The following is a 12,001-nucleotide window of genomic DNA, read 5'->3' as shown; positions in this document are numbered from 1 at the left end:
CCCCCGGATGAACGCCTCCACTCAGCCTGCCGAGGGGGCGGGTGGATCAAGATCAAAAGCTGCAGGCGAGCTAACGCTCGGCCTGATGAGTGGTGAAGAGCGTGGGTGTACGCCACTCGGCCTTTGCTCTTCTGTGGGAGCGGGCTTGCTCGCGAAGGCGGCCTGCCAGCCGACCTGAATCTGGCGGATGTACTGGATCCCTGTGGGAGCGAGCTTGCTCGCGATGGCGGCTTACGAGTCAACCAGTCACTTGCAGTTGTCCAAGCCCATTGGGTTGAGCCTGGTCGGGCACCGCGCCAGTGACGGCAGCCAGACCACCGCTGGATTGCTTCCATCAATGCACCCGGCAAAAAACCGCGGCCTCCCCACCCGAGGCCGCGGTTTTCCAGAGGGTTGAAGCCGGCCCCATCAACCAGCGTGGCTAATGGGGGCACGGGCTCAGTTGGCGATCACCGGCACCGTCCGCACGGAGCCTTGGGACGAGGTGATGGTGGCGGTCGGGTTCGCCGACGGAACGACCGTGGTGGTGTTGTTCACCGTCAACTTCCAGCGTCCATTCGCCGGGACGGAGGTAGTGCCCAGGGTGACCAGCCCGGTCGGCGTGGTGACCTTGACGGTGATGGTGTTGCCGGTGGTCACCGATGAGGTGCCGGCAAAGTTCCAGGTGAAGCGGTTATTGGAGCGGGTGCTCACCGTTGCGGTGGTCACTGCGAAGGTTTCCGCAACAGGCCGTGGCGAGACCTGCACCGTGACCGTGGCCGGCGACGTCGACTGGGCGCCGAAGCTGTCCCGGGCGATGTAGGTAAAGGTCGTGGTGAAGGCTGTGGTGATGGTGGCCGGTGGGGTGTAGGTGAGCACCGTGCCGTTACTGCTGACGGTGCCGCGACCTGCCGGTGGTTGAGTGAAGCTGGCGACCGCTAGCGGTAAGTTGCCTTCCGGATCGGTGTCGTTGGCCAACACGTTGATTGGAATCGCCACCCCCAGTGTCGTAACGGCATCGGCGACTGCCACCGGAGGCCGGTTAGGTGCCACGGTAATGGTCACGGTTGCCGCTGTCGTCGAGGCCAGGCCTTTGACGTCCTGGGCCTTGTAGGTGAAGGTCGTGGTCAGCGGTGCGTTGACGACGGCTGGGGGGGTGTAGACCACCGCTGTAGTGCCGCTCAGTGCCACGGTGCCCTGGCCTGCGGCGGGTTGGGTCAACGCGGTGATGCTCAGCGGCGTGTTGCCGTCCGGGTCACGGTCGTTGGCCAGCAGGTTGAGGGTGATCGGCACGCCGAAGCTGGTGCTGCCGGTATCGGCGACGGCGATCGGTGCCTGGTTCGCGCCGGTGTCCGGTGCCGTACCGACTACGACGACTGGCTCGGTGTCACTGCCGCCGGCGGCGGATTTGATCGTAACGGTTGCAGGGGGTTGGCTCAGGTCAGGCACTGTCAGGCTTTGCAGGGTGCCGGTTTTCGACAGCCGTCCGTAACCCTGGGCGACCATGTCCGGAACCACCACTTCGTCTGTAGAGGTGGCCTCGATCAGCAGGCTGTGGTTGCTCCAGCTGTAACGAGCGGTCTGGATTTTCACCACGTCCGAGAGCTTGCTCGACACCGAGGTCGGGCGGGTGGTCCCGGCCGGGTTGGTGGCGGTGACCACCACGACCGAAGGCACGGTTCCGTTGGTCAGCAGATGCTGGGCGAAGAACACGCCGTTGTTATCGCTGACCATGTTGGTCTGGCAAGGTGACACGGGCGGGCCGGGCACCAGGGCGATGCTTTCGCGAAAGCACAGGCTCGAACCGTTGGCCGCTGTGGCAAACACTTCGACCCGGGTGTTGGTGCCGTCCGTGCCTGTTGTGCGGCGGTAGGTGGCACGGCTCATGTCCACTGCGGTTTGCGCACGGTTGTCGAGCACTTTGCCGGACAGGGTGAAGAGGTTGGTCTGGATAGTGCCGGCCGGACCCTGGATGCGCACGAAGTTGGTGTTGTTGGGGCTGCCGGTCACGGCTTCGGTGAGGTTCGGGTCGCCGACAAAGGTTTCGACGGTGCCGGTGTCCGGGTTCACCTCGGTGTAGGGGCCGTTGACACTGCGCAGGAACGGACCGACCGCACCGTTGAGTGCGCCGCTGAAAATACCCGGTGCGCCGATGCCGACGTCCCTGGTGAGGTTGATCGCACGACGGCCGGGGGTGGTGACGTTGACCGTTTCCACGCCGTAGGGGTGGGTAATGGTGTAGGTCCCGGCGACGGGAATGTTCACCCGCATACGGATCCGCGCGAAGCTGATTTGATCGCCATCGAGTGGATTTCCGCCGGCGAATGCCGCTTCTATCCCGGCGACATAGGCGTCCATACCGTAGCCGGCGGTGTTGTCGGGAATGCTGGTCTCGGCGAGAAACCAGAAGGCTTCGTCTGGCCAGTTATCCGGGAACACCATCGGCTGGGTGTCGTCGAAAATACCCGGCGTCGGCAACAGGGTGCACATATAGGCTGGCGGCACGCTGGCAGCGACCCGCGAGCTGGCGGCGCGGGACTGGCACAGTTCCATCGACAGTTGATTGTTGTCCTGATACCAGATCGGGAATTTCCCGGTGGCAAAGGTGTAAGGGCCGGGATCGACGGCGGCGAGTTGCGCGAAAGCACTGCCGGACAGCGATAGAGTCAGTCCCAGGGCGTTGACCGCCAGGCGTGGCCATTTGTTCATGATGCCTCCTGATGAGGATCCGGGCATGTGAGCGTTCATTGCACGATGACCACTTCTTCGGTATCGCTGCCGCCATTGGATGACGTCACGCGAACCTGGGCTGGCGGAATCGGCGTGATGCCGGTGGCCAGACTTTTCACTGCGCCGTCACCACTCAGGGCGCCGATGGCGATACCGGTGCCGGAGGTGGCGGTGAGCACCGGTGGCGACGTTTCATCGCTGGTTGAAGCCACGATGGTGATTTGCCCGGTGCTCAGGCTGTACTCGGCGCGAGAGATCGTCACCAGGTCGGTCAACGGCATGGGCAAGGTGGTCGGCGTGCTGCTGGCGATGGCCAGGTGGTTATCGGCGGTCACTTGCAAGGTGCTTGGCAGCGTCGGATTGTTCGGCGACTGCGCATACCAGTGGCCGGTGGTGTTCGCTTCGGTGAAGTTCAGGACCGGGTTGTTGCTGTCCAGGGTCACGGTGGCCGGTGGTGGCGGGGCCAGCACGAACACGTCCTGCTGGGCCACCGGGGCGCTGGTGCCGGCCTGTCGCGAGTAGGTGCTGCGCTCGGCAATCACCGGAGTCGGCCGGACCACCGTCGACAACTTGCCGGATACGGCGAAGAGGTTGGTGCGCAAGTCCAGGCCATTGGGGCCTTCGATGCGTACGTAGTTGGTGTTGAACGGGCTGCCGGTGACGGCTTCCGTGAGGTTCGGATCGCCGACGAATTGTTCGGCCTGACCAGTGGTCGGGTTGGTCTCGGTGTAGGGACCATTGACGCTGCGCAGGAACGGCCCGACGTCGCCCTTGAGCGCGCCGTTGTAGGTTTTTGGCGCACCGATGCCGATGTCCCGGGTCATGTTGATCGCCCGCCGGCCGGGGGTGTCGACGCTGAACACTTCGACGCCGTAGGGGTGGGTGACGATGTAAGTACCGGCGGTGGGCACGTCGATGCGAATACGGATACGGGCGAAGCTTATCTGGTCGCCCTCCAGTGGATCACCGCCACTGAAGGCTGCTTCGAGCGCCGAGACATAGGTCAGATCAATGCCCCGGGCAGCATCGACGATGGTGGTTTCGCCGGTGGCCCAGAACGCTTCGTCGGGGAAATTGGTCGGGAAGACCAACGGTTTGGTGTCGTCGAAAATACCTGGGGTCGGAATCAACGAGCACATGTAAGTCGGCGCCCCCGGCGCGCTTGGAACCCTGGAACTGACAGCTTTTGATAAACACAGGTCAAGGGTTCGGCCGTGGGTATCTTGATACCAGGCGGCAAAATTGCCATTGGCTGGCAGGTAAGGTCCGGGGTCTACGGCAAACAGCGCTGCCTGGGCAATGCCTTGGGCTAGAGCGGTCACGACCAGGGCAGTCGCGGCTTTGGACAGTAAAGGGTGCATGAGTATTCCCTCTATCGAAGTACCTGCCCCTTGGGGACTGGTCAGTTGGCAGGGTGTTTGGCAACTTCCATACCAATCAGCGAAAACGCCCGTGAGAAGCCCGGACTAAAGGCGTAGGCGCAGTCGCTGGCGATAGACCGGGAAGTTGGGGGACGGGCAGCTGTCCCCAACTTTGGGGGTAGATGGGGCAGCGGGAGGTGGGAATCGCAGTACCCAGGTTCGGGCAAACGGCCATGTGTGGGCTATAAACCTATAGGAGGTTTCCGGGAACCGTGTCCATGAACACTATCGCCAAAGTACTTGTGACCGAAAGCGAGGTTCGCTTGAACACGCGCAGGGAGCCGTTCAATCTGCTGCGCTGGTTTTCGTTGATCAGCATGGTGGTGATCGGCACGGTGGCGGTGGCACTGGGGGCGGTGTCTACAAGATTCGTGATCACCGAAAGCGTGCAGCGTGATGCGCTATTGACCTCGCAATTCATTCAGGCGATTGCCTCGGTCGAGGTGCGCAATGTGTCGATTCCCAAGGTCCGGACCATGGGCGAGTTGCTCGACCCGCGAAAAGACAAGGACTTTCCTGACGTCGACCCGCTGTCACGCGCCCGTGCCCGTAAAGATTTCCTCGACCATATCGCAAATTTGCCGGACGTGATCCTGGTCAACATCTATGCCCCCAATCGCAAGGTGATCTGGTCGACCAACCCGGCCTTGATGGGCACCACGATCCATGGCGATGAAGACCTCGACCGGGCGTTCAATTCGAAGACTCTTGTGTCGACCAGTTACCACGCAGTGGACAAGTCGCGCATGGAGCAGAAGTTCGTGGAGCCGCCCAAGTTCATCTTCATCGAAAATTACATTCCCCTGTTCGATGCCGATGGCACCACCGTCACGGCGATGGTCGAGATATATAAGGAACCGCAGGACCTGATCAACCGCATGGAGCGCGGCCTGGTGCTGATCTGGCTGGCGACCGCCCTGGGCGGCGGTCTGATTTACCTGGGCCTGTACTGGATCGTGCGGCGAGCAGCGATCCTGCTGGCGACGCAACAGAAACAATTGATCACCAACGAAACCTTTGTGGCTCTGGGGGAGATGTCCTCGGCGGTTGCCCACAGTTTACGCAATCCGTTGGCGACCATCCGTTCAAGCGCCGAGCTGGCGATTGAGTTCGACAGCGGTCCGGCACACGGGAACATCAACGACATCATTGCTCAGGTCGATCGCATGTCGAACTGGGTACGGGAGTTGCTCCAGTCCCTGCGACCGCTCAATGACGAGGCTGAACCGGTGAACCTGGTGGCGGCACTGCATGACAGCCTGATGGCTTACGAGCATCAGATCAGCAAGGCCAGGGTCAACGTGGTGTTCGAGCCGGACCAGACGCCCATGGTCCTGAGCCAGCAGGTACAACTGACCCAGATCCTCAACAGCCTGCTGTCCAATGCGCTGGAAGCCATGGACAGCGGCGGTACGCTGACCATCCAGATCGAGCCGTGCGATGCCCGGCGCGTCTGCGTGAGGGTGAGCGATACCGGCAAAGGCATGAGCAAAGAACAGCGCGCCATGGCCTTCCGGCCATTCTTCACCACCAAGCAGGGCGGGCTGGGAGTCGGGCTGGTACTGGTCAAGAGGATCATGGAGCGCTTTGGTGGTGAGGTGACCCTGGATAGTCGTGAAGGCGAGGGCACCACTGTCCGCCTGTTGCTTAATCTGGTCCCCTGAAAATGGGGATGAACTATCCCCGTTAACGGGTTTCAATCCCCAGACATTTCCACGGTCGTGGTCTATCAATTTTGATAAGCCATTGTTTTGTAGAGTGTTAATGCTTTTATATAAAAGAATTGCAAGATTGGCGAGGTCCTTGCACATCCACCATCACCCCCCTTCACGACCTCGAGGCGGCTGGTGATGGAGAAAAAAGCGCAGTACAACTTAAAGCGTCCCGGACTGCTAACGCCCTTGGGCGTCCTGCTGACGATGACGCCGGGTACAGCGATACTGCGCGCCAGCCCCATTGATGATGAGCGACAGCCAGAGCCATCCGATCCTTCGGCTTATTATGACGAACCCGCTGATGAACCAGCGGCGAGTTCCAGGGCTCCAAAGACTCCGGTGTGTCCTATGCCAGGGTGCCATTCCACATGATCGCCAACGACAGCAACCGGGACGGTGTGCGCTGCGTGAACTCTGCCGTACTGCCAACCCTCCTCAATGGCGACGGCCTCGGCCCTAAAGTGGTGGTCAAACCATGAACAGGGAGGATGTCGACATGAGCATGAAGACGAGTTCACCACGCTCACGAGCCTTGGGCATGGACCTGGTGCTGATGTTGGTGACCGGATTGCTGGCCAGCCACCTGCTGGTCACCAACCAACTGACGTCGGCGCCCGCCAGTGTTCTGGCATCGACTCCCGTGGCCGCTGATGTTGAATCCGCCACCCCGTGGGGTGGCGACTATTTTCCCAACACCCTGTTGACCGACCAGGACGGTCAGCAAATGCGTTTTTTCGATGACATGATCAAAGGCAAGGTGGTGGTGATCAACTTCATCTTCACCACGTGCAGCGACTCCTGCCCCCTGGAAACCGCACGCCTGCGCCAGGTGCAGAAACTGCTGGGGGATCGGGTCGGCAAGGACATCTTTTTCTACTCCATCAGCATCGACCCCTTGAGTGATACCCCCGAGGTGCTCAAGGCCTATGCACAACGCTTCCAGGTCGGGCCCGGGTGGAAATTCCTCACCGGGGAGTTCGCCGACGTCACCGAACTGCGCAAGAAGCTGGGGCTGTTCATTGAAGGCATCGATAACGGGCGCAACAAGGACCACAACCTGAGCCTGATCATCGGCAACCAGGGAACGGGGCGCTGGATGAAATCCTCGCCGTTCGAAAATCCGTGGATTCTGGCCGACCAACTGGCCAATTCCTTGCAAAACTGGAAGCAACCCAGCGTGGAAGAAAGCTACGCCGACGCTCCGGAAATTCGTCCGCCGAGCAAGGGCGAAGAGCTGTTCCGCACCCGCTGCGCGTCTTGCCACAGCCTCGGTCCGCTGGACGGGCAGGGCATCGGCCTGCACAGCATCGGCCCGGACCTGATCGGCGTGACCCATCAGCGCGATCCGGCCTGGCTCATCCGCTGGATCCGCGAACCTGACCGCATGCTCGCCGAAAAGGACCCGATTGCGATGGAGCTGTTCGATCGCTACAACAAGATCGCGATGCCCAACTTGCGGCTGGATGAGCTTTCCGCCCAGTCCATCATCGATTTCCTGCAGGAGGAAACCAATCGCCAGCATCCGCCGGCGGCGCCCATGGTCAGCGGTAACGAGGAGCCGGAGCATCATCACGGGGTTGCGCAACCCGACATGCCATAGGTGCAGTAGTGTCAAAAGAATTACGTTGGCCGGTCAGTGGCTATTAATGCCACCTACACTGATACAGAAAGCGGCTGAACAGGCTCGATTTCAAGCATCCAGGACACAGCCATGCAGATGCTAGAACAACAAAAAGTAGCCGCGCCACACGCTCCGGCTGCACAACGCAAGGGGTGGCGGCCGCAGTTCAACTTGCTGCGCTGGTTCTCCCTGGCGAGCTTTCTGATCATCGCTGCGGTGGCGCTGGGTCTGGGGTACATCTCCACGCGTTTTGTGGTCGACGAAAGCATCGAGCGCGATTCGATGCTGACCGCACAGTTCATCCAGGCCATTGGCGAGGCCGAAATCCGTCATGCCGGCATTGTCTCGAGCCGAACCATGGGCGAAATGCTCGACCCGCGCCTGGACCATGCCGACCCCGATGTCAGCCCCGAATCCCGGGCCGCCGCGCGCGTTGAGTTTCTCGACCATGTGGAGCATCTGCCAGACATTCTGCTGGCGACGGTGTACGCCCTGGACCGCACGGTGGTCTGGTCGACCAACCCCGAGTTGATCGGCGTGCGCATCGAAGGCGACGATGAGCTGGACGAATCCTTCGAAATGAAATCCCAGGTGTCCACCAGCTACCACGAAGTCGATGAGCAGCGTCCTGAGCAACGCATGCTGCGTGAACCGGAATATTTGTTCGTCGAGAATTACATTCCGATGTTCAACGCCGACAGAAGCAAAGTGATTGCCATGGTGGAGATCTACAAGGAGCCACTGGATCTGGTTGAACGCATTCAGCGTGGCTTCAAGGCAATCTGGCTGGCCACACTGATCGGCGGGGCGGCCATTTACCTGGGGCTGTTCTGGATCGTGCGACGCGCAGCGACGCTGTTGCAGAGCCAGCAGAAACAACTGATCGCCAACGAGACCTTTGTCGCCCTTGGCGAGATGTCTTCGGCGGTCGCCCACAGCTTGCGCAATCCGCTGGCGAATATCCGTTCCAGCGCCGAGCTGGCCCAGGAAATTGCCACCCAGAGCGCTCAAAAGAACATTGGCGACATCATCAATCAGGTCGACCGCATGTCGCGCTGGGTCCGTGAATTGCTGGTGTCGTTGCGGCCGATGAATGACGACTGTGAAACGGTCGACCTGGTGCTGGCCCTCGATGACACGTTGAGTGCCTTTGAGTCCTTGATCAAACGTTCGAACGTCGAAGTGCGTTTCGCTCCTGTCAGCGTGCCACCGGTTGTCAGCCAACAGATGCTGCTCACGCAAATCCTCAATAGCCTGTTTGCGAATGCACTGGAAGCCATGCCCAAGGGGGGCGTGCTGACGATCGAGATCGACTCCCCGGTGCCCGGTGACTTGAGCATGATCCTGACCGACACGGGCAAGGGCATGTCCCAACAACAGCAACAAATGGTCTTCAAGCCGTTTTTCACCACCAAGCAAGGCGGGTTGGGTGTAGGCCTGGCCCTGGTCAAAAGAATAATGGAGCGGTTTGACGGCTCGGTCGAACTGACCAGCCGGGAGCAGGAAGGAACCCGCGTTTGTCTCAATTTCAAAGTGGCAACGGGAGGGGAGTATGGAGCACAGCATTCTGCTGGTCGAGGATGACGAAATCCTCGCCGAGAATATTCAGACTTACCTGGAGCGCAAGGACTTCGAGGTGACCGTCTGCCACTCGGCTGAAGATGCACTGGAGCAATTGGGTTCTTTCGCTCCTGACGTGGTGCTGACCGACAACTCGTTGCCGGGCATGAGTGGTCACGACCTGATCCAGAAGCTGCGCATCCGCGCGCCGGATCTGAAAGTGATCATGATGACCGGCTACGGCAACGTCGAAGACGCCGTGGTAGCGATGAAAGAGGGTGCCTTTCACTACGTCACCAAACCGGTGGCCCTGCCAGAGCTCAAGCTGCTGCTGGACAAGGCCCTGGCTACTGACCGCATGGAGCGTACGCTTTCGTTTTACCAGGAGCGCGAGGCCCAGAAGTCGGGGGTGCAGGCACTGATTGGCGAGTCGGCACCGATGGCGTACCTCAAGGGCACCATCGGCCAGTTGCTCGACGCCGAACGGCGGATGGCCAACAGCGATCTGCCGCCCGTCCTGGTGGAAGGCGAGACGGGCACCGGCAAGGAACTGGTGGCCCGGGCCTTGCACTTCGACGGCCCGCGCAGCAAAGGCCCGTTCATTGAATTCAACTGTGCTTCGATCCCGTCCAATCTGGTGGAGTCGGAACTGTTCGGTCACGAGAAGGGCGCCTTCACCGACGCCAAGGATCGTCGCATGGGGCTGGTGGAAGCGGCCGATGGCGGTACGCTGTTCCTCGATGAAATCGGTGAAATGGACCTGTTGTTGCAAGCCAAGCTGCTGAAACTGCTGGAAGACCGGACCATTCGCCGGGTCGGTTCGGTGAAGGAGCGCAAGGTCAATCTGCGGGTGATCAGCGCCACCAACTGCAATCTTGAGCAAATGGTCCAGCAAGGCAAATTCCGCCGCGACCTGTTTTTCCGCCTGCGCATCATTTCGATAAAGGTGCCGCGTCTGTTCGCCCGTGGCGACGATATCCTGCTGCTGGCCCGGCACTTCCTGGGGGTGCATGGCAAACGCTATGGCAAGCCGAACCTGCATTTCAGCGATCAGGCCGAAGAGTTGCTGCTCAGCTACAGTTGGCCGGGCAATGTGCGTGAGTTGCGCAACATGCTGGAGCAAACTGTGTTGCTGGCGCAAAGCGACACCATCGCCGCCCATCAGTTGAACGTCTGCCTGAGCCTGGTGGATGAGCCACCGACGTTTCATAACGAGCCGCAACAATTCAGCGAACTGCGTCCGTCCTGCAACGGCACCGAATCCATGAACCTGCCGGAAGTGGAGCGCGATATGGTGCGCAAGATGCTCGACAAGACCGACTGGAACGTTACCAAATCGGCACGCCTGTTGGGTCTTAGCCGCGACATGTTGCGCTACCGGATCGAAAAGCTCGGCCTCGCCCGTCCGGACAAACGCCAGTGGTAGGGAAACCAATTGAGAACGCCCCCTAGGCTTACTGCAACATAGGGCCTTGCCTCAGACAGGACAGCATGCAGCCGGAGTCCTGGACTTCCTGATTCACGTAGACGCCATGCTCCGGATCGTAGGAGCGGATAAACACACGAACCGTGGCGTCAGCCACTGTCGGCAGGCGCGAGTCATAGAACACGTGCTCGCTCGAAACCGGAATAAATTCCCCGGGCGCGGTCGGGATGTACGAACCCGGCGGCACGATGCTGATGGACGGTGGTACGGGGTGCGCGAAGGGTTGGTCGGTGCCGTAATAGTTGAATTCACTGCTGTAGTCAGTGGTGTTTGGAAAGTCGCCGGCGTGGGCGACAGCGGTTGCGCTCAGGCAGAAGGCGAGCAAAAACGTCAGGTCGGTTTTTTTCATGGCAACACCTGCGAAATCGGTTTAATCGCACTCCCCAAGGTCATTAACTATAGCTGCCGCTGTGGGCAGCCGTCGGCGCTGTGCGGATTACAAGTTCGTAACATATGCCAGGATGAGGTTGATCTAGACTCCGGCCGGTCAAATCGACGACCCGAACCCTGGAGCGAGCAATGGAACTGCCTTCAAAAGAACAAGCCATCGCCAGTAACCGCGATGCCTGGAATGACTCCGCCCGTCACCACAAAGACTCCTGCGAATGGCAAGCCTTGTTGAAAGACGTGGCCCACGCGGATTTTTCCTGCCTGGATGACACCCTGACCGCATTGCTGACCCAAACAGGTGTCGACGGCAAGGAGGTGGTGCAACTGGGCTGCAACAACGGCCGTGAAAGTCTGTCGCTGTTCGCCCTGGGCGCACGAAGCGTGGTGGGTGTCGACCAGTCCGGCGCGTTTCTCGAACAGGCACGGGAACTGGCATCCCGCTCACCCCATGCACCGCAATTCATCGAAGCGGACATACACCACTTGCCGGCTCAATTGCAGGATCGCTTTGACCTGGCGCTGATCACCATCGGCGTCTTGAACTGGATGCCGGACATCGGCGAATTCTTCCGCCATGTGGCGCGCACGCTGAAGCCGGGTGGCGCGCTGGTGGTGTACGAAACCCACCCGTTTCTGGAAATGTTCGACCCCGAGGCAACCGATCCTCATCACCTGGCCACCTCATACTTCCGTAGCGAGCCGTTCGTGCAGCACGAGCCGATCGTCTACGAAGGCAAGGTCGAACAGCCGGCGGCGGCGTCCTACTGGTTCGTCCACACCCTGGGCGACCTCTTCAGCGCCGCCATTGCGGCAGGGCTGCAGATCCGTCACTTCAAGGAATACCCGCACTCCAATCGCGAAGAACTTTATGACTGCTATCAGCAGCAGGTGGCGCAGTTGCCGTTGTGCTTTACGTGGGTGGTGGTGAAGTGTTGAGTAGTGGCTGCTGATGCCATCGCGGGCAGGTCCGCGAAGGCGGCCTGATAGCCGACCTGTCTCTTGTTGACCGTGTACATATCCGTTGCTGCGGTCACGGCCACTTAGGGTTTCGCCCTTACGGCGAGTCCCTTTGGCAAACGCCCCAAAGGAACCAAAGGTC

The 12,001-nt window shown here is 60.4% G+C and carries 9 protein-coding genes and 1 pseudogene; 7 read left to right on the top strand and 3 right to left on the bottom strand.

Translation table 11 applies throughout. The annotated features are described in order from the left end of the window. Positions 1-438: 438 nt before the first annotated feature. Entirely contained in the window at positions 439-2,688 is a 2,250-nt protein-coding gene (locus tag PMI28_RS12110) for an Ig-like domain-containing protein (RefSeq protein WP_007987952.1), read from the bottom strand. Between the two features lie 35 nt (positions 2,689-2,723). Continuing rightward, positions 2,724-4,070: a hypothetical protein gene (locus PMI28_RS12115; RefSeq protein ID WP_007987950.1), complete on the bottom strand. Its 1,347-nt coding sequence runs from the start codon at positions 4,068-4,070 to the stop codon at positions 2,724-2,726. A gap of 278 nt (positions 4,071-4,348) precedes the next feature. Between PMI28_RS12115 and PMI28_RS12120 the strand changes: the two genes are divergently transcribed. The 6 genes and pseudogenes from PMI28_RS12120 (at position 4,349) to PMI28_RS12135 (ending at position 10,452) form a co-directional block, all read left to right on the top strand. Then, the gene (locus PMI28_RS12120; protein ID WP_007987948.1) at positions 4,349-5,794 is read left to right on the top strand and encodes a sensor histidine kinase; all 1,446 of its coding nucleotides are present in this window, start codon (positions 4,349-4,351) and stop codon (positions 5,792-5,794) included. A 186-nt stretch (positions 5,795-5,980) separates the two neighbouring features. Continuing rightward, positions 5,981-6,160 (top strand): annotated as a pseudogene (locus PMI28_RS31590) (hypothetical protein); the annotation flags it as partial. A 26-nt stretch (positions 6,161-6,186) separates the two neighbouring features. Next, entirely contained in the window at positions 6,187-6,324 is a 138-nt protein-coding gene (locus PMI28_RS30540) for a hypothetical protein (protein WP_157395769.1), read from the top strand. 17 nt (positions 6,325-6,341) lie between these two features. Further along, the gene (locus PMI28_RS12125; protein WP_007987944.1) at positions 6,342-7,445 is read left to right on the top strand and encodes an SCO family protein; all 1,104 of its coding nucleotides are present in this window, start codon (positions 6,342-6,344) and stop codon (positions 7,443-7,445) included. A 111-nt stretch (positions 7,446-7,556) separates the two neighbouring features. Next, positions 7,557-9,050, top strand: coding sequence for a sensor histidine kinase (locus PMI28_RS12130; RefSeq protein ID WP_007987942.1), 1,494 nt, complete (start codon positions 7,557-7,559; stop codon positions 9,048-9,050). After that, on the top strand, positions 9,019-10,452 hold the full coding sequence (locus PMI28_RS12135; protein ID WP_007987940.1) for a sigma-54-dependent transcriptional regulator: 1,434 nt from the start codon (positions 9,019-9,021) through the stop codon (positions 10,450-10,452). Before PMI28_RS12130 ends, PMI28_RS12135 begins: the two co-directional genes overlap by 32 nt. Before the next feature lie 28 nt (positions 10,453-10,480). Here PMI28_RS12135 and PMI28_RS12140 read toward each other — a convergent pair whose 3' ends face one another. After that, positions 10,481-10,861 carry a hypothetical protein gene (locus PMI28_RS12140; protein ID WP_007987938.1) on the bottom strand — a complete coding sequence of 127 codons (381 nt, stop codon included), beginning with the start codon at positions 10,859-10,861 and terminating at the stop codon, positions 10,481-10,483. Positions 10,862-11,031: 170 nt separating this feature from the next. On the opposite strand from PMI28_RS12140, the gene PMI28_RS12145 reads away from it, so the two are divergent. After that, entirely contained in the window at positions 11,032-11,838 is an 807-nt protein-coding gene (locus PMI28_RS12145) for a class I SAM-dependent methyltransferase (protein ID WP_007987936.1), read from the top strand. The last annotated feature ends 163 nt before the right edge of the window (positions 11,839-12,001 follow it).

The organism is Pseudomonas sp. GM48 (assembly GCF_000282335.1).
Taxonomy (GTDB): Bacteria; Pseudomonadota; Gammaproteobacteria; order Pseudomonadales; family Pseudomonadaceae; genus Aquipseudomonas.
The sequence above is the reverse complement of the archived record's forward strand: the minus strand, read 5'-3'. Positions and strand labels throughout refer to the sequence as shown.